At 59.7% G+C, this 18,687-nt stretch carries 19 protein-coding genes; 11 read left to right on the top strand and 8 right to left on the bottom strand.

Translation table 11 applies throughout. The annotated features are described in order from the left end of the window. Positions 1-27: 27 nt before the first annotated feature. Both rnhA and ACQRAQ_RS03090 read right to left on the bottom strand, forming a co-directional pair. Positions 28-513 (bottom strand): ribonuclease HI, encoded by a 486-nt coding sequence (rnhA, locus tag ACQRAQ_RS03085; RefSeq protein ID WP_370450639.1) that lies wholly within the window; start codon positions 511-513, stop codon positions 28-30. Positions 514-654: 141 nt separating this feature from the next. Continuing rightward, entirely contained in the window at positions 655-1,602 is a 948-nt protein-coding gene (locus ACQRAQ_RS03090) for a LysR family transcriptional regulator (RefSeq protein ID WP_427793852.1), read from the bottom strand. A 274-nt stretch (positions 1,603-1,876) separates the two neighbouring features. Between ACQRAQ_RS03090 and ACQRAQ_RS03095 the strand changes: the two genes are divergently transcribed. The 3 genes from ACQRAQ_RS03095 to ACQRAQ_RS03105 all read left to right on the top strand — a co-directional run bounded on the left by ACQRAQ_RS03095 (position 1,877) and on the right by ACQRAQ_RS03105 (position 4,680). After that, on the top strand, positions 1,877-3,187 hold the full coding sequence (locus tag ACQRAQ_RS03095) for an O-acetylhomoserine aminocarboxypropyltransferase/cysteine synthase family protein (RefSeq protein ID WP_427793854.1): 1,311 nt from the start codon (positions 1,877-1,879) through the stop codon (positions 3,185-3,187). A 312-nt stretch (positions 3,188-3,499) separates the two neighbouring features. After that, positions 3,500-4,276 carry a hypothetical protein gene (locus tag ACQRAQ_RS03100; RefSeq protein ID WP_427793856.1) on the top strand — a complete coding sequence of 259 codons (777 nt, stop codon included), beginning with the start codon at positions 3,500-3,502 and terminating at the stop codon, positions 4,274-4,276. 185 nt (positions 4,277-4,461) lie between these two features. Continuing rightward, a complete protein-coding gene (locus ACQRAQ_RS03105; RefSeq protein WP_427718581.1) occupies positions 4,462-4,680 on the top strand; it encodes a hypothetical protein in 219 nt (72 codons plus the stop codon). Between the two features lie 91 nt (positions 4,681-4,771). On the opposite strand, the gene ACQRAQ_RS03110 is transcribed toward ACQRAQ_RS03105, so the two are convergent. Next, complete coding sequence (locus ACQRAQ_RS03110; RefSeq protein ID WP_427793858.1) at positions 4,772-5,686, bottom strand: ketopantoate reductase family protein; 915 nt, start codon at positions 5,684-5,686, stop codon at positions 4,772-4,774. 116 nt (positions 5,687-5,802) lie between these two features. Beyond that, positions 5,803-5,997, bottom strand: a complete 195-nt coding sequence (locus ACQRAQ_RS03115; protein WP_427793860.1) for a hypothetical protein — start codon at positions 5,995-5,997, stop codon at positions 5,803-5,805. A 163-nt stretch (positions 5,998-6,160) separates the two neighbouring features. Here ACQRAQ_RS03115 and ACQRAQ_RS03120 point away from each other — a divergent pair, with 163 nt between their 5' ends. From ACQRAQ_RS03120 to ACQRAQ_RS03145, 6 genes are all read left to right on the top strand, one after another. Next, entirely contained in the window at positions 6,161-7,351 is a 1,191-nt protein-coding gene (locus ACQRAQ_RS03120; protein ID WP_427793862.1) for an aldo/keto reductase, read from the top strand. 95 nt (positions 7,352-7,446) lie between these two features. Then, positions 7,447-8,313: a deoxyribonuclease IV gene (locus ACQRAQ_RS03125; protein WP_427793864.1), complete on the top strand. Its 867-nt coding sequence runs from the start codon at positions 7,447-7,449 to the stop codon at positions 8,311-8,313. 146 nt (positions 8,314-8,459) lie between these two features. Continuing rightward, positions 8,460-9,320: an ABC transporter substrate-binding protein gene (locus tag ACQRAQ_RS03130; protein WP_427793865.1), complete on the top strand. Its 861-nt coding sequence runs from the start codon at positions 8,460-8,462 to the stop codon at positions 9,318-9,320. Positions 9,321-9,436: 116 nt separating this feature from the next. Further along, the gene (locus ACQRAQ_RS03135) at positions 9,437-10,798 is read left to right on the top strand and encodes an ABC transporter permease subunit (RefSeq protein ID WP_427793867.1); all 1,362 of its coding nucleotides are present in this window, start codon (positions 9,437-9,439) and stop codon (positions 10,796-10,798) included. Between the two features lie 12 nt (positions 10,799-10,810). Next, positions 10,811-11,563 carry an amino acid ABC transporter ATP-binding protein gene (locus tag ACQRAQ_RS03140; protein WP_022094423.1) on the top strand — a complete coding sequence of 251 codons (753 nt, stop codon included), beginning with the start codon at positions 10,811-10,813 and terminating at the stop codon, positions 11,561-11,563. 176 nt (positions 11,564-11,739) lie between these two features. Next, on the top strand, positions 11,740-11,958 hold the full coding sequence (locus ACQRAQ_RS03145; RefSeq protein ID WP_427718562.1) for a heavy-metal-associated domain-containing protein: 219 nt from the start codon (positions 11,740-11,742) through the stop codon (positions 11,956-11,958). A gap of 20 nt (positions 11,959-11,978) precedes the next feature. Here ACQRAQ_RS03145 and ACQRAQ_RS03150 read toward each other — a convergent pair whose 3' ends face one another. Together ACQRAQ_RS03150 and ACQRAQ_RS03155 are read right to left on the bottom strand one after the other, a co-directional pair. Continuing rightward, entirely contained in the window at positions 11,979-12,404 is a 426-nt protein-coding gene (locus ACQRAQ_RS03150; RefSeq protein WP_427718560.1) for a hypothetical protein, read from the bottom strand. Next, entirely contained in the window at positions 12,397-13,968 is a 1,572-nt protein-coding gene (locus tag ACQRAQ_RS03155; RefSeq protein ID WP_427718558.1) for a DNA repair protein, read from the bottom strand. Before ACQRAQ_RS03155 ends, ACQRAQ_RS03150 begins: the two co-directional genes overlap by 8 nt. Positions 13,969-14,203: 235 nt before the next feature. On the opposite strand from ACQRAQ_RS03155, the gene ACQRAQ_RS03160 reads away from it, so the two are divergent. Next, positions 14,204-14,707, top strand: coding sequence for an iron-containing alcohol dehydrogenase (locus ACQRAQ_RS03160; RefSeq protein ID WP_427718555.1), 504 nt, complete (start codon positions 14,204-14,206; stop codon positions 14,705-14,707). A gap of 199 nt (positions 14,708-14,906) precedes the next feature. After that, on the top strand, positions 14,907-16,601 hold the full coding sequence (pgi, locus tag ACQRAQ_RS03165) for a glucose-6-phosphate isomerase (RefSeq protein ID WP_427793869.1): 1,695 nt from the start codon (positions 14,907-14,909) through the stop codon (positions 16,599-16,601). A 141-nt stretch (positions 16,602-16,742) separates the two neighbouring features. Here pgi and ACQRAQ_RS03170 read toward each other — a convergent pair whose 3' ends face one another. Together ACQRAQ_RS03170 and ACQRAQ_RS03175 are read right to left on the bottom strand one after the other, a co-directional pair. Continuing rightward, complete coding sequence (locus ACQRAQ_RS03170) at positions 16,743-18,047, bottom strand: VirD4-like conjugal transfer protein, CD1115 family (RefSeq protein WP_427718552.1); 1,305 nt, start codon at positions 18,045-18,047, stop codon at positions 16,743-16,745. Beyond that, the gene (locus ACQRAQ_RS03175) at positions 18,040-18,657 is read right to left on the bottom strand and encodes an ATP-dependent Clp protease proteolytic subunit (RefSeq protein WP_427718549.1); all 618 of its coding nucleotides are present in this window, start codon (positions 18,655-18,657) and stop codon (positions 18,040-18,042) included. The genes ACQRAQ_RS03170 and ACQRAQ_RS03175 overlap by 8 nt, the downstream gene beginning before the upstream one ends. Positions 18,658-18,687 lie beyond the last annotated feature (30 nt).

Consider the following 18,687-nt stretch of genomic DNA (forward strand, 5'->3'; position numbering starts at 1 on the left):
GGGATATAAAGCTGCGCGAAAACGCTATTACAGGTCGCTCTCGTTAAAGCCGGTGTCGATATCGAGGTTGACTCCATCGGCCGCGGTGGTGGCGAGCTCGTCGCAGCGCTCGTTGAGCTCGTGGCCGGCATGCCCCTTAACCCAGATGAACTCCACCTTATGCTTGCTCTTTGCGGCAAGCAGGCGCTCCCACAGGTCGCGGTTCTTAACGGGCTGCTTGTTGGCAGTTTTCCACCCGCGCTTTTTCCAACCGTCGATCCAGTGCCTGTTAAAGGCGTTGACGACGTACTGCGAGTCGGAGTGGACCTCGACCTCGCAGGGACGGTTGAGTGCCTCGAGCGCCACGATGACCGCCATGAGCTCCATGCGGTTGTTGGTGGTCTTGGCGTAGCCACGCGAAAGCTCGGAGGTGAAGGTCTTGCCGGCGGGGTTGGTGTATTTGAGCACGGCGCCGTAGCCACCGCGTCCCGGATTGGATCGAGCCGAGCCGTCGGTATAGATGATGACCTTCACAGACTTCCTTTCGTCGAGTTCCCCTCTTGCGGCTGTCTATTGTAGCGCCCGGTCCATCCTGTTTTATGCGAGGCGCGCCGCTCCACAAGGATGGTGGAGACGTTGTCGCCAAGAAAGATGGGCGACCTGAATTGTCAAGAGCTAGAGGGCTTTTAAATCTGCCATTTCTATCCCGTCCCCAAATGGTTGGTTTTCGTGGATGATGCGTTCGAGTTCGTCGAGGTATTGCCGCAGCAGGGGAGAGGGCTTGCGCTCATCGTGCATGATGTAGCCCACGCGCATCATTGGGGCGTCTGCCAACGGGATCGATGCCATGCCCCATTGCATTTCATTGGAGAGGACACCGGTCGACAAAGTGTAACCGTTCGACGTGATGAGCAGATTGGTGAGCGTGCCACGGTCGGAAACGCGGATGTTGCGGTCGCAGGGGATATAGCTAAACGGCTCCTCGGCGTAATAGAAGGAGTTCGAGGTCCCCTGCTCAAAGCTGTAGCGCGTATAGGGCGTAAGGTCGGCAAGCGATAGCTGGGGGCGGCGTGCGAGCGGATGGCGCTCGCTAACGAAGACGTGGACCGTTGCATCGAAGAGGGGATGGAAGCTTGCGCGGGCGTCGGCGAAGGCCTTCTGCAGGACGCGGGCGTTAAAGTCATCCAGATACAGAATGCCGATATCGCTGCGAAATGCGCGGACGTCGTCGATGATCTGTGACGTGGTGGTCTCGCGCATGATGAACTCAAACTTACTGTCGCGGCAGCGCTCGACGACGTTGACAAAGGCCTCGACCGAAAAAGCGTAGTGCTGGGCCGAGACGGCAAGGCGTGCCTGGGGTGTGCCGCCGTCCTCGTAGCGGGCCTCGAGCATATCGGCCTGCTCTACGACCTGGCGCGCATAGCCTAAAAGCTCGGTGCCGTCGTTGGTGAGTGTGACGCCGCGGCTGGAGCGCGTAAAGATTTCCAGACGGAGCTCCTGCTCTAGGCTTTTGACGGCGTTGGAGATATTGGATTGCGCGGTATAGAGGCGCTGAGCTGCGGCGTTAATTGAGCCGGATTCTGCCACGGCGATAAGAAAACGAAGCTGCTGGAGGGTCATCGGCACCCGTCCTTTCGATAGCTATCTAAAAAACCGATAACAGGTTAGCGCTTTTAAGTGATTGACCGCGCGAAACAATGCTCGTACTATTCAAAACACACAAAGGCGGTAGGTAATTAAGCCGACCACGAGAACGGGATGTCAAAAGGAGGACCGCATATGAACTGCTTACTAAGACGAATGCCGGGCTCCTGCTTGCGCCCGTCGGCGTGATCAGGAGACGGCGACTTACTTCTCTTACTCTTATTACTTTTGTTCGATCAAGGAGATCATCATGAGCCAGTTTATCAACAACCCCGAGCACACCTTTGGTTTCGACACCCTGCAGCTGCACGTTGGCCAGGAGAGCGCCGACCCCGCATCCGATTCCCGTGCCGTGCCTATCTACCAGACCACGAGCTATGTGTTCCGCAACTCCCAGCACGCCGCTGACCGCTTTGGCCTTGCCGACGCCGGTAATATCTACGGTCGTCTGACCAACTCCACCCAGGGCGTCTTTGAGGACCGCATTGCCGCGCTCGAGGGCGGCGTTGCAGGTCTTGCCGTCGCCTCTGGCGCCGCCGCCATCACCTATACCCTGCAGGCCCTCGCTCAGGCCGGCGACCATGTGGTGGCCCAAAAGACCATCTACGGTGGTTCCTACAACCTGCTGGAGCACACGCTCTCCCAGTTTGGTGTCGAGACCACCTTCGTCGATGCCCACAACCTGAACGAGGTCGAGGGCGCCATCAGGGACAACACCACGGTCATTTACCTCGAGACGCTCGGTAACCCCAACTCCGATATCCCCAACATCGACGCTATCTCCGAGGTCGCTAAGAAGCATGGTCTTCCGGTTGTTGTCGATAACACCTTCGGCACCCCGTATCTGTTCCGTCCGCTGGAGCACGGCGCCGACATCGTCGTTCACTCTGCAACTAAGTTTATAGGCGGCCACGGCACCTCGTTGGGCGGCGTGATTATCGATGGCGGCAACTTTGACTGGAAGGCGAGCGGCAAGTATGCGCAGATCGCCGAGCCCAATCCCTCCTACCATGGCGTCTCGTTTACCGAGGCCGCCGGCCCCGCTGCCTTCGCGACCTATGTCCGTGCTATCTTGCTGCGTGACGAGGGCGCCTGCATTAGCCCGTTTAACGCCTGGGTCCTGCTCCAGGGCACCGAGACCCTGTCGCTGCGCGTTGACCGCCATGTCGAGAACACCAAGAAGGTCGTTGAGTTCCTGATCGGTGACGGCCATGTTGCCAAGGTGAACCACCCGAGCCTGCCCGAGCACCCCGACCATGAGCTGTACCAGAAGTATTTCCCCCGTGGCGGCGCCTCGATTTTCACCTTCGAGATCAAGGGCGGCCAGGAGGCTGCTTGGAAGTTCATCGACCACCTGCAGGTGTTCTCGCTGCTCGCCAACGTAGCCGACGTCAAGTCGCTCGTCGTGCACCCGGCTACCACCACGCACTCCCAACTCTCTTCCGAGGAGCTTGCCGAGCAGAACATTACGCCCTCTACAATCCGTCTTTCCATTGGTACCGAGAACGCCGAGGACATCATTTGGGATCTGAAGCAGGCCTTTGCCGCGCTGGACGAGTAAGGCGACTTGTGCAAGGGCCCCTTGCGACTCGATAGGTATAACTGCATAAAATGCCTGCTCAAGGCGCCTGCGCGAACAATGGTTGCGCAGGCGCCTTTTTTGCATAGGAAGGGCGATATTACAGGGTTTTTGGCATGCTTTATGCATGCGAGTTGTGGAAAACTCCTGTTGAGAGGATGTGAGTTTTACGCAAATGACGTGCACCTTTTGAGAAAAACCGCAGGTCGCGATTTACTCGGGGTACTATGCAGCGCGATCGAATCACACGCAGCTTAAACGCAGCAAAAACTCACTACGGAGGTTTCCAGCTACATGAGGATCGATTCACGAAAACCGAAGGCCGCCGCCCTTTCTGCCACGCTTGCCGTGGCGCTTTTAGTGGGTGCCGGCGTAACCGATGCCCACGCGGCAACACTGTCCGACGCGGTCGGATCCACGCCGTCCGAGGCGACCCTGATGCAGCCCGTCGACTATCGTAGCGACGGCTTTGGCTCCATGCAGGAGTGGAACGCCTCGATGGGGGCCAAGCGCGATTCCCTAGAGGTCCGCGCGCAGATCATCATGAACATGTACGGTGACTATGCCACCGATGACGAGCGCGCTGTACTGCAGGGTTGTATCGACGGTGCGGGCAGTCTTTTGACGATGGAGGAGGTCGACGCGAAGTCGGCCGAGCTCGACGAGCTTCGCTCCACGCTCGAGGATGCTAAGCGCGAGGCGCTCGAGGCTGCGGCCGTCGAGGCAGAAGCTGCCGAGGCCGTTCAGGCTTCGTATTACAACGCCGGCTCCGGCTCGTCTTACGCGTCTGCTGCGTATTACGCGAACGGCTCGGGCCTGACGCGCTCGAGCGGCGTCAATAACTACAACGGTCGTCGCGAGACCTATTACAGCAGCAACGTGTTGTATCACCACCGCACGGGTGAGTGGACGCTGGATTCCGAGGGCTTTTGGCGTGATTCCGACGGCTACTACGTGGTGGCTGCGAGCGATAAGTCCCAGGGCTCGACCTTTACGGGCTCTAAGGGCGAGTGCAAGGTCTACGATTCGGGTTGCGCAGCCGGAACTACCGATTACTACACCGGTTGGTAATCTGTCGGCATCGATTGCACATGATGGACGGGCGTCTTTACTGAGCTTTCGGGCAATGTAAAGTCGCCCGTTTTTATATGCATTTGGGTTAACAGAGCCCTTACCGTGGCACTACGTTGGGCATATGGGCGCGGGGCACACTAAGTCATGAGAAACAAGGTCTTTCTCGTGGAGGAAGTGATCCCATGAACGCTCGAGATGTCGCTATTGCCGTCGTTGCCCTTTTGATCGGATGTCTTGGTCCGACGGCGGCGTTAGTTGCCGGCTTGCAGTCCACTACGGGTGCTGGTCCTGTGGTTGTGAGCGCCTTGATTGCAGCGGCGCTGTTGGGAAGCGCCGGCGTGGTGCTTTGCCGCGATGACGAGGACGAGGTCCCGGAGTCGCAAAACGAGCCTCAGTTTTAGCCTCGGCCTAAATGCGACAGGCCTTCGCGAGCGATGGGATCCTCGCGAAGGCCTGTCTGCTTACATTGCGCGCGTCGCCGTGCGGGCGAGGCTACCAGCTGCTTTCTATTTCGCGAATCCTCTGGTAGAGCCAATCGTTTTGCGGCACTTGGATATCGTGTTTGGCGGCCAGGCGGCAGATGGTGCCCGCGAACTCCTCGACTTCGGTTTTACGTTGTGCGATGCGGTCCTGCGCCATCGAGGGCATGCCGGCGGGGTCGATTCCCTCGATGAGGTGCACCATCTGCGTCAGGTCTGCCTCGGTAAGCTCAACGCCCTCGGCGTTGGCGACCGCAAGTGTCTCGCGCATGGCGGAAACAAAGCAGCGACGCTGCTCGGAGTCCTGTTCCGTGGCGCTCCCGTAGGTCCCGCCATAGGCCATGCAGGTCTGGTTGATGCCATCGTTGAGCATGAGTTTGGCCCACATGCGGTGCACAATGTCGCTCTCGACGGTATGGGCGATGCCGCAGCGCGTGTAGAGCTCATCGATGGCGGTGACGGTTGCGGGCTCGGTGCCTGCTGCCGCGCCAAAGCGAATCTCGCCCGCATTGGTAAAGGTGAGCGCGCCGTTAAGGAATACGGCGTCCATGCCCTGGCAGATGCCCAGGACGGTGCGCTTCCAGCCAAAGCGCTCGGCTATTTTTTGCTCGCTCGTAATGCCGTTGCACAGCGAGGCGATGAGCGTGTTGGGTCCCACGACGCGCTCCATAGTCTTGAGTGCTTGGTTGAGCCCCGTCGTCTTGACCGTGAGAATGACCAGATCGGCGGGCGTTGCCTCGCTGGCGCGGACGGACTTGAGCGCGCAGGGCTTTCCGTTGACGGTGAGCGCATCGCCCACGTGGCGCTCGAAACGCGCGTCATCCATGACGTATTCGACGGCGTCATTGCCGAGGGCCTTGGCAATCATACTGCCGTAGAGCAGGCCGACGCCGCCCTTGCCGATAAAGGCGACCTTGTTGATCTGCATGTGAATCATCTCCTCACAAAAAGGCGCCCGCATATGGGGCGCCTGATGGATTGTATGCCGCTGGGGCATGTGGCGTACACCGGAGGCTGAATTTAGAAGAACAAATGCATGGGAACTTATGCCGCGGGGCAGATGGCAAAAACGCGCGCGGGATATCCAACGCCATCGCGCACCTTGGGGAAGGTGCAGAAGATGACGGCGCCCGTGGCGGGAAGCTCGTCCAGATGGTCCATGATCTCGATCTGGTAGCGGTCGACCGAGAGGGTGCATTGTTCGCCGGGATAGGGGTAGGCATCCTCGTGTGTGGTCACGCTCGCCTCCTTTCATCGGGCTTTTTGCTGATGTTAAAGCGGTGCCGTGACAGCTCGATTTCTGCTGCGTTACGATACGTTCTCGATTGCGATTCCACGATGTTTCGGCCGCGTGACCCTTGTGTTTCGCCTTGCCGGGGCGCTGATGGCGAAGGGAGGGGCCGTGCAATACCGCGTTGACCCCAAAAGTGGTAACCGAATATCCGCTCTGGGTCTGGGCTGCATGAGATTTCCTGGTGCGCCGGGACGTCCGGATGCGAAGACAGCCGATGCCATCATTTCCCGTGCGGTGGAGCAGGGGATTAATTATCTGGATACCGCGTATCTCTATCCCGGTAACGAGGCGTGCGTGGGCGCCTCGCTTGAGCGCTTGGGGCTGCGTGACCGGGTGTTGCTGGCGACGAAGTTGCCGCACGCTTCGTGCAAGTGCGCGGATGATTTCGACCGCATCTTCGACGAGCAACTGCGTCGGCTGCGGACCGACCATATCGACTACTACCTTATACACAACATCACCTCGCCCGCCCAGTGGGAACGTGTGGTGGCGTTGGGCATCGAGGACTGGATCGCGCGTCAAAAGGCGGCGGGGCGCATTCGCCAGATTGGTTTTTCGTATCACGGCAGCGCGGCGGATTTCCTGACGATGCTTGACGCATATGACTGGGATTTTTGCCAGATACAGTACAACTATGCCGGCGAGCGTTACCAAGCGGGAACGGCGGGGCTCATGGCCGCCGCCGAGCGAGGCCTCGCGGTGTTTGTGATGGAGCCGCTTTTGGGCGGACGCCTGGCGGGCAAGCTGCCGCCGCGGGCCCGCGCTGTGCTCGATAGCGCCCGTGACCCGCATTTGCGCACCCCTGCCGCCTGGGGGCTTTCGTGGGTGTGGAATCATCCTCAGGTGACGATGCTGCTTTCGGGTATGACCGATACCGCGCAGGTGGATGAGAACGCGGCGTTGGCTGATCGGGCCCTGCCGGATTCGATGACGGCTACTCAGCTCGATGCCATCGCGCACGTGCTGACGGAGTTTGAAAAATCGAATCGCGTGCCCTGCACGGGATGCGGCTATTGCATGCCGTGTCCTAAAGGCATCAATATTCCTGGGTGTTTTGCCGCCTACAACGCAAGCTATGCGCACAGCTGGTTTACGGGTCTATCGCAGTACTTTACGGCGAGTGCGGTGCGCACAAGCGAGCCCAAGTTGGTGAGCAATTGCGTCAAATGCGGCAAATGCGCGCGGCACTGCCCGCAGCATATCGATATTCCCGAGCGTCTCGACGATGTGCGCCGACGTTTCCAGCCTGGCCCCGTGACGGCGGCGCTTAAGGCCTTCGGCAAAACGCGCTCCTCATGACCCTTTTATAACTTGCGGTGGAATAGTTCCTGTTTGCGGCAGAATAAGGCATCAACAGGAACTATTTCACCGTAACTGATGAGGGGGAGCTGGGGATGCTGACGATTGGGTGTCACCTATCCACGACGAAGGGCTATCGGGCGATGGGGGAGACGGCGCTATCCATTGGCGCCAATACCTTTGCATTCTTTACGCGCAACCCGCGCGGCGGCAAGGCGAAAGACCTTGACATGGATGACGTGGCGGCCCTGCGCGAGCTTATGGAACAAAACGATTTTGGTCCCCTCGTGGCCCATGCTCCGTATACCTATAACCCCTGCTCGGCCAAAGAGCGGGCGCGCGAGTTTGCCCTGGAGGCCATGGTTGAGGATCTGCAGCGTATGGAAGCGCTGCCCGGTAACTACTACAATTTCCATCCCGGTGCGCATGTGGGACAGGGCTCCGACGCCGGCATTCAGATGATCGTCGACACCCTGTGCCAGGTGATGTTTGAGGGCCAGCAGACGACGGTGCTGTTCGAGACCATGGCCGGCAAGGGCACCGAGGTGGGCCGCAGCTTTGAGGAACTGGCGATCATCATCGAGGGCGTTGCTGACAGGCGCCCCGAGCTGTCGGCCAAGCTGGGCGTTTGCCTGGACACCTGCCATGTAAATGACGCCGGCTATGATATCGTCCAAGATCTTGACGGTGTGCTCGACGAGTTCGATCGTGTGGTGGGTATCGAGCGCCTGCGCGCTGTGCATATCAATGATTCCAAGAATCCCCGCGGTGCCCATAAGGACCGGCATGAGTGCATCGGCAAGGGTTACCTCGGCAGCGAGGAACTTGGCGGTGGAATGCAGGTTATGCAGAATATTGTATCGAATAGCCGCCTGCGATCACTGCCATTCATTTTGGAAACGCCGAACGAACTTGCAGGTTATGCAGCGGAAATTACGCTATTAAGGTCGTTACAGCAGTAATGACTGTCACAAAGCGAGTGTCCCATTCACGTTATGGGTTTGTTTCAATCAGTTTTCTAATTGCAGATTCTCTCACGCGGGTGCATAATAGCCCTCAGTTTTTGCAGGCCCCTGAATCACATGGGGCCATTGGAAGGAGACTGATTATGAAGCTGAAGAAGCTTGGCGCATTTGCCGCCACGGGCGCCATGGCGCTCGCCCTCGCACTGACGGGCTGCGGCTCGTCCAACGCCACCTCTGGTTCTGATGCCGGTTCCAGCAGCTCTGACGACGCTAAGGTCGAGAAGGTCGACGGCTCCAAGGAGTACGCGCTCGTCAAGGACGGTACGCTGACCGTCGGCACCTCTGCCGAGTACGCTCCGTTTGAGTACAAGGATGACAACGGCGATTATCAGGGCTTTGACCTTGAGCTCATCAAGGCTATCGGCGACAAGCTGGGCCTGGATGTCGAGTACGTCAACAACGACTTCGACACGCTCGTCCCCGGCGTCGCTTCGGGCACCAAGTATGACGTCTCCATTGCGGCTATCACCGACACGCCCGAGCGTGAGAAGGAAGTCGCTTTCTCCGATTCCTACTACATGGACGATCAGGCTATCGTGACCAAGGTCGATAACACCGACATCACGGCCGACAATTACAGCGAGAAGCTCAACAACGCCGACGCTACCATTATCGTCCAGTCTGGCTCGACCGCCGAGGCCTTTGCTCAGGAGAACTTCCCCAAGGCCAAGATCATCCCCTACAAGGACGCTACCGATTGCTTCAGCGCCCTGCAGTCCGACAAGGGCGATGCCGTAGTCACCAACCGCTCCGTTGCCAGCCAGCTGACCGCCGAGCAGTTCAACACCTGCCACACGGTTAAACAGATCAGCACCGGCGAGGAGTACGCCATTGCCATCAACCAGGGCAATACCAAGCTCAAGGACGACATCAACCAGGCCATCAAGGACCTGACCGACGACGGTACCGTTGACGCCCTCATGGCTAAGTACAACATCAAGTAAACAGATACTTGATTGCGTGTGGGCCCTTTCCGTTTAGCGGAGAGGGCCTTTGCGCTTCTCTCGACGGAGAGTGTTTCCGTCTCTTTTTGCCGGCAACTTCTACGATAGGAGCCACCTTGTCTCGACTGAACAAAGGGGCCGCGGAGCAGCGTTCTTCACTACCCGCGTTGCTCCAAAAGCTAGCCTGTGTCATGGCCGTGGCGCTCGCGCTGGTGTGTGTGGGGGCATCTGCGCCCTCGACTGCCCAAGCGCTTGAGACCGCAAAGATTACCGCCCGACCCAACACCGGTTCGGGCAGCGATGTGGTCGGCGGCACCGAGACACGCATTACCTGGGAAGTTCAGGCCGATGCCGACGAGGAGCTGAGCGGTCTTTCGCTGACGTTTGTCGACGGCACGACGTTTGGTACCGATGACACGCGATTGACGATGCTCTCGGGCGAGGACCTCATGGATCGCACACCCATGAAGCCCACGTGCACGGCTGATGGCCAGACGCTCAAGATCGACTTTGGCGAGACGGCGCCTGCCGGCGGCTTTTTCCGTGTCGAGGTATACGGCGTGACCTTCCCCGTCGAAGGCGGCGACGAGGCCTTTGGCGGCACCTATACGCTCGCCGACGGTTCGACCAAGAAGATTTCCAAGATTCCTTCCGTCGAGATTAAGGGCGTGACGGCCTTCGATAACTTCCAGGCCGATCTTAAGGAACAGTCGTGGGTCGAGGCTTGGAATTCCAATATGTTCCTGCGCCTGTTCTTGAACCCGGTCATTTTGGTCCAGAGCCTGCCGGTCGTATTTAAGGGCTTCCTTATGTCGCTCTCGATCGTGCTTGTGGCGTTTCCGCTGGCAATCCCCTTTGGCTTTGCCTTGTCGCTCATGCGCATCTCCAAGTCGCGCATCCTGCGCTGTCTTGCCGGCATTTACGTGAATATCATCCGTGGTACGCCGGCGTTCCTGCAGATCTATATCGCGTTCTTTGGCCTGCCACTTGCCGGCGTCAAGGTGGACGACTACGTCTTGGGCGTTATCGTCATGGCCATGAACTCGTCTGCGTACCTGTGCGAGATCTTCCGTGCCGGTATTCAGTCGATTCCCAAGGGCCAAAACGAGGCTGCCCGCTCGCTGGGCATGAATGCCTTCCAGACGTTGCTCTACGTTATGATTCCGCAGACGTTCCGCAATGTCCTGCCTACGCTGACCAGCGAGTTTATCCTGCTTTACAAGGATACGTCACTGCTCGCCGCCGTGGGCGTGGTCGAGATCGTCATGAATGCCCGCACCATCGTGGCGACGACGGGCTCCATCACGCCGTATGTGGTTGCCGCCCTGTTCTATCTGGTCATTACCCTGCCGCTTGCGCGCTTGGTGAGCGGTCTTGAGGCGAGGCTTCTGGGGACGGCCGAAACCAAAAAGAAGCGTCCCACCAAGAGCGCCGGACAGGTTGTCGCGACACCCGCCGATCATATTGCAGGTCTGTAAGGAGGTTCTATTATGAGCGAAACCAATAACTCGAACGAGGTCGTCGTCAGCATCAAGAATCTCCAGAAGGCCTTTGGCGATAACGTGGTCCTGCGCGACATCGATCTGGATGTGCACAAGGGCGAGGTCGTCGTGGTCCTGGGCCCCTCGGGCTCGGGCAAGTCGACGATGCTTCGCTGCATTAACCGTCTTGAGGAGCCCACGAGCGGCTCGATTGTCGTTGAGGGCGTGGATGTGTGCGCCAAGGGCGTCGACCTCAATAAGGTGCGTACGCACTTGGGCATGGTGTTTCAGCAGTTCAATCTGTTTCCGCACCTGTCGGTCAAAAAGAACGTCATGCTTGCGCAACAAAAGGTGCTCAAGCGCAGCAAGGAAGAGGCCGAGAAGATTGCCGTCGAGGAGCTGACCAAGGTCGGTCTGGCGGAGCGCATCGATTTTATGCCGAGCCAGCTTTCGGGCGGTCAACAGCAGCGCGTGGCCATCGCCCGCGCCCTGTCGATGAATCCGCACGTGATGCTCTTTGACGAGGCTACGTCGGCGCTTGATCCCGAGCTCGTCCGCGACGTCCTTGGCGTCATGCGCGATCTTGCGCGTGACGGCATGACGATGATCGTGGTGACGCACGAGATGGGCTTTGCCCGCGACGTCGCCGACCGCGTCGTCTTTATGGACGGCGGCGTTATCGTAGAGGAGGGCACGCCGAGCGAGGTCTTCGACCATCCTAAGAGCGAACGCACCAAGGCGTTTTTGGGCAATATCTCGTAGCTGCTTTATGTGGCTGACATAGCAGAAAACTGCAAACATCATTGTGCTTGCCGTAATTGCCGCCGGCTTATTTTTTTGGATTCCGGCGTATTGTCGCATCGACGCATGGCAAATGCTGTTGCGGCGATGGGGCGGGCAGAAAGAAGATCAAGAGGGTCGCGGTCGCGGACACCGATGTGTCTCACTACCCCTATAGCGATGAGCTGCTTATTGGCGGTATGAGCTGCCGCGGCTGCGCGCAAAATGTGACGAACGCCCTCAACGCTCTCGATGGCATTTGGGCCACGGTGACGTATACAGACCACACGGCGTGCATCCGTTCTAAAAACCCGATCGATCGTGAGGTACTTGAGGCTGCCGTGAGGGATGCGGGCTATTACGTCATAAAGCCGTAGGGCCGGGCGTACGCTTGCGCTTAGGCTCGGCCGCGCAGCTCGATGTCTTGGATATCGTCGAAGCCGATGGCGATGTCTCGGAGTTTGAGCAGCTTGAACGCGGGGAGCACTTCGTCGAGAATGCCGGTGCGGCTGCGATAGCCGTATGTATCGTAATAAGTAACGCGCACCAAGTCGCCGCGTTTGAGGCCCTCGAGCTTTTTTGAAAGCTCGAGGGCTTTTTCTTCCGTGAGTTCGCATTTGGGCTCAACAGAGATCTCTTGTTTGCGCACGAGCTCATAGTATCCCGTGAGGGCGGCAAAGGGCATAAACTGCGCGGCGCGGTTGGCGCGAACGGCACCGTTAGCGGTGAGCTTGGGGTCGGCGGAGCGACGTCTTCCCTCGGGGTCCGCCAGGCGTTCAAAAGGCGTCGGTGGCCGCATCGGCTGTTGTTGGGCCTTAGGCACGGTGTCCTCCTACCTGATCGTTGCGTTCGCGTGCGGTGGCGCCGGCGGTAAAGCTTAATCCCTTGACCAGGGCATTCTTGCCGTACTTGCCCTTCACGGCCAGAACGGCGCGGGCCAGGTCACGCTCGCGTTCATCGGCCTTAACATCGCTAAACAGATCGATGGTGGCAAATTCCTCGGGCATGAGGTTGCCAAAGCCCAAATTGATGCGCTTGACCGGTCGTTTGGGATCGACGGTCTGCGCCCAGAGCTCATCGAAATGGCCCATGATTTTCTTAAACGAATTGGTGCGCTCGGGCAGCTTGCGCGAAGCGTTAGAGTGCGCAAAGAGCGCGGCATAGCCGCCACGCGGTTTGCCGCCATGCTCTCCCACAAAGATGCCGTCGATTGCCTGTGCCTCGCGCACCAGACGGCGTCGTTCGCCATCGCGCTGGACGGGCTTGGGTGCACGGGGTGTGAGCTCGGGGCCGGCGGTTGCGGCGGGTTCGATGCTCGACGTGCTCGAACGCAAATGTCCGCATCCGTCTACATATTGCGCTGTGCCGCTGGCGTCGAGGCGGCGTATGTCGGCGCGCTCGCTCGCGTAGCCCACAAAGAGCGAGATGCTGTCGCAGACCACGTGCTTATCGACCAAGTCCAGTACGGCGGCATCGACCATCTCGCGCAAGACGGTGTAGGCCTGCTCGTAGGCATAACCCTTCGAGAGCACTTGTCCTGTGGTGGTTGAAGTTGCCTGCGGGCGATAGGCCTGAATATCGGCGATAGTTGTCGGCTCGCGCCCAAAGGCGTGGTCGATGAGATACTCGGCATTGACGCCGAGTTCGTCGTAAAGCAGGTTTTCGTCGAGCGCGGCGACGCCCATCAGATCGTATACCCCGTACTTTTCGAGGCGGGCTGCCACGCCGGGGCCGATGCCCCAGATATCGGTGATGGGGCGATGGGGCCAGATCTCCTTGCGAAAGGTCTCGTCGTCGAGTATGCCGATGCGGCTGGGTACGTGCTTAGCGGTAATGTCGAGCGCCACCTTGGCCTGGAATAGGTTGGGGCCGATGCCGGCTGTCGCCGTGATGCCGGTGCGCGCGAGGACCTCATCGCGCAGCATGCAGGCAAAGCTTTTGGCATTGGTATGGTAGAGCTCTAGATAGGGTGTCACGTCGATAAAGCACTCGTCAATTGAGTAGACGTGAACGTCTTGCGGACTGACGTATTCCAGGTAGATACCGTAGATCTGCGCCGACACCTCCATGTAGTGCTGCATGCGCGGTACGGCCTTGATGTAGTCGATGCCGTCGGGAATCTCAAACAGACGGCAGCGGTTGTGTATCCCGAGGTCTTTCATGGCCTGGGTAATGGCGAGGCAGATGGTCGTACGCCCGCGTGATTCGTCGGCAACGACCAGGCGGGTGGTGAGCGGATCGAGCCCGCGGTCGACGCACTCGACGCTGGCATAAAACGTCTTGAGGTCGATGCAGATATAGGTGTGACGCCCGTGCCCCACGCGTCCTCCCATCAAACACATGTTCTTATCGAATGCATGTTCGATAATACCCGCTCGTCCGGACATCGTCAAAACCTGCCAAAAAGGGACAGGTTTATTTTGGTAGGTAAAACGCTTGACCGACCAAAACAAACCTGTCCCTTTTTGGCAGGTATGGTCGGGCGGTTGCATCGGGTTTTAACGCAGCTCTAAAGAGCGCGAAACAGCCCGGAAAACCTCGCTTCGTAGCATGAGCCTAACGATCGATACCACCATAAAGCACGGAAGGGTTGTGGGGATAATGGTCAACTATGGGTTTGGTATGCCGACGCGCCTTGTTGCGGATGGAGACGTGGCTCGCTGGTGTGGACGATTGGTCGCTCACTACGGCGGCACCAAGGCGCTGGTGGTGCTGGGTGGCGACAAACATACGCGCGATGAGCTTGTCTCGGCGGCGCTCGGCTCGCTTGACCGAGCTCTGCTCGAGCGCGTGCTTTTTCGTTGCGGCTCGGTTGAGGGCGACGGGGGAGACGAGCTGATCGACGAAGCTGTGGCCCTGGCGACCGACGAAGGCGTGGACTTTGTCCTGGCGATCGGCGATGCCGATACTGCTGGCTTTGCGCGCGAACTCGCGCGTCGCATGGCGGCGCTCGATGCCGGCGAAGACGGTTTTGTCCCTTATGGATGTATTGTCTCGGAGGGCAAAGTGCCTGCCGTCGTGGGGGCCGGCGAGGTTCCCGTTTTTGCCATCATCGCGCCCGAACTGCTTGAGGGCATTGGGTCTCCTCTGCGTGAGTTGCTCGGCAGCGTGTGCGCCGCGGCCTAATGTCTGCCATAAAGAGATGGGCTATTTTTGGTAGGTAAAGCGTTTGACCTGCCAAAATAAACCTGTCCCTTTTTGGTCGGTCGCCGTTTGGGGGCGGATTGGCAACGCTCGCTGATTACGGTCTTGACCTGCGCTAGAATAGGGGCATCTGATTATCCGGGCGCATGGAGGTTTGCGCCCGTATGTTGAGGAGGACTTTATGGCAACTGTTGCCGCACCTATCGACGCTACGTCGACCGCCGCTTGGAAGGCGCTCGAGGCTCATCAGGAGAAGCTCGAGGCCGAAGGTATCGACCTCAAGGCCTGGTTCGCTGCCGATGCAGAGCGCGTGAACAAGCTGAGCTTTGACGCCGGTGACCTGCACTTCGACCTGTCCAAGAACCTGGTGACCGATGAGACCGTCAAGCTGCTGTGCGATCTTGCCCGCGAGGTGAAGCTCGAGGAGCGCCGCGACGCCATGTTCTCCGGCGAGCACATCAACACCACCGAGGACCGTGCCGTCCTGCACACCGCGCTGCGCCGCCCGGCAACCGATAAGGGCCAGCTCATCGTCGACGGCCAGGACGTCGTCGCCGACGTGCACGAGGTCCTCGACCGCATGTACGCCTTTGCCGAGCGCGTGCGCTCCGGTGAGTGGAAGGGCGTTACCGGCAAGAAGATCGAGCATCTGGTGTCCATCGGCATCGGCGGCTCCGACCTGGGCCCGGTCATGGCTTACGAGGCTCTGCGCCCCTATGCCGACGCCGGTATCGACTGCCGCTATATCTCCAACATCGACCCCAACGACCAGGCCGAGAAGCTCAAGGGTCTGGATCCCGAGACCACGCTCGTGATTATCGTCTCCAAGACCTTCACCACGCTCGAGACCCTCACCAACGCTCGCGAGGTCAAGACCTGGATGCTCGAGCAGCTCAAGGCTCAGGGTGCCATCGACGGCTCCGATGAGCAGAACGCCGAGGCCGTGGCCAAGCACTTCGTTGCCGTTTCCACCGCACTCGACAAGGTCGAGGCCTTCGGCATCGACCCCGCTAACGCCTTTGGTTTCTGGAACTGGGTCGGCGGCCGCTATTCCGTTGACTCCGCCGTGGGTCTGTCGCTGATCGTCGTGCTCGGTCCCGAGCGCTTCCAGCAGTTCCTCGAGGGTTTCCACGCCATCGACGAGTACTTCTGCAATACCCCGCTCGAGAACAACGCCGTCGCGCTGATGGGCCTGCTCAACGTCTGGTACGTCAACTTCTTCGGTTCCAAGAGCCACGCCGTGCTGCCGTACTGCCAGTACCTGCACCGCTTCCCGGCCTATCTGCAGCAGCTCACCATGGAGTCCAACGGCAAGCACGTCCGCTGGGACGGCAGCGCCGTGACCTCCGAAACCGGTGAGATCTTCTGGGGCGAGCCCGGCACCAACGGTCAGCACGCCTTCTACCAGCTGCTGCACCAGGGCACCGTGGTGGTCCCGGCCGACTTTATCGCTTTCGCCAACACTGCCAACCCCGCAACCGACAGCGGCCAGGATGTTCACGAGCTGTTCCTGGGCAACTTCCTGGCCCAGACCAAGGCACTCGCCTTTGGTAAGACGGCCGATGAGGTGCGCGCCGAAGGCACGCCCGAGCAGATCGTCCCAGCCCGCTGCTTTGAGGGCAACCGTCCGACGACCTCGATTTTCGGCGATACGTTGACCCCGTTCGCACTCGGCGAGCTCATCGCCCTGTACGAGCACATCACGTTTGTCGAGGGCACGGTCTGGGGCATCGACTCCTACGACCAGTGGGGCGTCGAGCTGGGCAAGCAGCTTGCCAAGCAGATTACCCCGGCCTTCCACGACGACGCCGCCAAGGCCGAGCAGGACGCTTCGACCCAGGCACTCATCGAGTTCTACCGCGCGCATCGTAAGTAGTCGCTGCTGTTAACGCATCGCGCCTTATAGTCAGGGGCCCGTATCCTATCGGATGCGGGCCCCTTTGCTTTGCCGTAGTCCCGGGGCGCACGGCCTTTGTGGAACATCGCCGGGGCGCCGCGCGCCGCGAGAACCCTGCGCCTAGATCTCGGCCTCCGCATGGTCTCGCTGCGCCTCGGGCAGCTCCCCGTAGAGCGGATGGTCTTCGAGCCTAAAGCGCTCGACCTGTTCGGGAGTGTGGCCGCGCACAAAGAGCCACGAGCGATCGATCGGCGTCGCCATGAGCGTGCTGGGCAGCGCGTCGGCGCGTTCGGAAAACACCCGGGCACTCTCGGGATCCTGGAACGCCAGCACCAGATGCGTGTCGCAGTTGCCCATGATGGAGCGTGCGCGTGCCTCGCCATAGAGCGCATCGAGCTGGTTGGTCGACTGCAGCAGCAGCGTTGCCCAGATGTTGCGGCTTCGGATAATCGAGAGCACGTTGTCGATCTGGGGGATCTGCAGATTTGCGAAGTCATCGAGCATAAAGCGCACGGGCACGGGCAGGCTGCCGTCGGGCTGCCTATCGGCCTCACGAATGAGGCCCATAAACGCCTGCGAAATAAAGAGGCCGGTCAGCGGATCGAGATTGCGGTCAATATCGCTCACGGTTACAAATAGGGCGCAGGGGGTGTGTCCCATGGAAGCGAAGTCCACCTGATGGCACTCACGATAGAGCTGTGCCGCACCGTCGAATCCCAGACACATGACCTTTTCGGCAAGGATGCCGACGATGCTCGCGTGCATGCGCTCGGCATTTTGCGTAATGGCGTAGCGCCGCCATAGCGAGAGGGCATAGCTTTGGGGGTCGATCGTGATCAGGTCGTCAAACAATCGACCCGTGGCACCGTCCTGCAGGTGCTCGATCAGCTTGATGACCGAGCTGATCGTCTGCTCGTCGGCGGGTAGCTGTTCGGTGACGTAGGCGATAAGACACGACAGCAGGTTTGCCGCCGCATGATCCCAAAAAGGCTGGTTGTTGTCCTCGATGGGGCAGATGGCCTTTGCCACCGAGAGGATGTCCTGCTGGTTGGGCCTGCCGTCCGCCTTGCGGCGAATGTGCCTCAGGGGGTTGTAGCCGCAGCGCTCGATGCCGGGCGCAAGGGCCGGGACGGTGTTGAGGTCGGCGAAGTTGAGACATTGCACGCGGTAGCCGTGGGCTGCCAGCACGGGTCCCACTTCGCGACAGAGCGTGCCTTTGGTGTCGAGCACGATGTAGCTTGCGTTCATTTGCAGCAGGTTGGGCTTGAGGACGTTTCGGGTCTTGCCGGCTCCCGAGGGGCCGATCACAAGTGCGTTGTTGTTGAGTCCCGTTTGGCGGGTGTCGCAGGAAAGCATTCGATCCTTGGCGAGGATGGTGGACGATGCGGACTCAGATGCGGCGAGGCGGCTGGTGAGGTTAGACATGGGCGACCTCCTTGGTGGTCGAGAGGATTTCGTGGGCAAAGCCGAGCTCGACGGCGCGCTCGGCCGAAAGGTAGGTGTCTTTTGCGGTGAGGGACTGGATGCGCTTGGGCGTGAGGCCGCTGCGGTCCGAGAGGATTTGCGTGAGGGTCTTGCGGGTCTGCATGAGACGCCGGCTGGTTTCCTGCAGCGCAAGTGCCGAGCCGCCTGCCCCCTGGGGGATCAGCGGGTCGTGAATCATGAGCTCTGCATGGGGCGCCATACGGCGATCGTCGCCGCCCATAAAGATCACGGCGCCCATGGACGCGGCGAATTCCAGGCAGACGGTGCGGATGGGGCACGATGCGAGGCGCATGGCGTCATAGATCGCAAGACCCGATCGCACGCTTCCGCCGGCGCTGGCGACAAATATGGTGATGGGGCGGCTGGGGTCGGCGGCATCGAGCAGGCGGATCTGCTGGCATAGGTCGTGGGCCATCGGGGTTTCGATGTTTCCCATGACGGAGAGCTCGCGACGGGCGAGCATCTCATCGTAAATGCTGGTGAGCGTGATACCTCGGGCGGATTCACGCATGGTGAGGGGGCTGATGATGGGGGAATGATTGGTGTCCATGAGGACTCCTTTCTGTTGGTTGTGTTGTGG

This window comes from Collinsella sp. SGI.178, assembly GCF_050313495.1.
Lineage (GTDB): Bacteria > Actinomycetota > Coriobacteriia > Coriobacteriales > Coriobacteriaceae > Collinsella.

Bases quoted from the DNA above. Each gene is read 5' to 3' on its own strand.
- ACQRAQ_RS03090 (WP_427793852.1), bottom strand. From the start codon at position 1,602: ATGACCCTCCAGCAGCTTCGTTTTCTTATCGCCGTGGCAGAATCCGGC.
- ACQRAQ_RS03095 (WP_427793854.1), top strand. From the start codon at position 1,877: ATGAGCCAGTTTATCAACAACCCCGAGCACACCTTTGGTTTCGACACC.
- ACQRAQ_RS03100 (WP_427793856.1), top strand. From the start codon at position 3,500: ATGAGGATCGATTCACGAAAACCGAAGGCCGCCGCCCTTTCTGCCACG.
- ACQRAQ_RS03105 (WP_427718581.1), top strand. From the start codon at position 4,462: ATGAACGCTCGAGATGTCGCTATTGCCGTCGTTGCCCTTTTGATCGGA.
- ACQRAQ_RS03110 (WP_427793858.1), bottom strand. From the start codon at position 5,686: ATGCAGATCAACAAGGTCGCCTTTATCGGCAAGGGCGGCGTCGGCCTG.
- ACQRAQ_RS03125 (WP_427793864.1), top strand. From the start codon at position 7,447: ATGCTGACGATTGGGTGTCACCTATCCACGACGAAGGGCTATCGGGCG.
- ACQRAQ_RS03130 (WP_427793865.1), top strand. From the start codon at position 8,460: ATGAAGCTGAAGAAGCTTGGCGCATTTGCCGCCACGGGCGCCATGGCG.
- ACQRAQ_RS03140 (WP_022094423.1), top strand. From the start codon at position 10,811: ATGAGCGAAACCAATAACTCGAACGAGGTCGTCGTCAGCATCAAGAAT.
- ACQRAQ_RS03155 (WP_427718558.1), bottom strand. From the start codon at position 13,968: ATGTCCGGACGAGCGGGTATTATCGAACATGCATTCGATAAGAACATG.
- ACQRAQ_RS03160 (WP_427718555.1), top strand. From the start codon at position 14,204: ATGCCGACGCGCCTTGTTGCGGATGGAGACGTGGCTCGCTGGTGTGGA.
- pgi (WP_427793869.1), top strand. From the start codon at position 14,907: ATGGCAACTGTTGCCGCACCTATCGACGCTACGTCGACCGCCGCTTGG.
- ACQRAQ_RS03170 (WP_427718552.1), bottom strand. From the start codon at position 18,047: ATGTCTAACCTCACCAGCCGCCTCGCCGCATCTGAGTCCGCATCGTCC.
- ACQRAQ_RS03175 (WP_427718549.1), bottom strand. From the start codon at position 18,657: ATGGACACCAATCATTCCCCCATCATCAGCCCCCTCACCATGCGTGAA.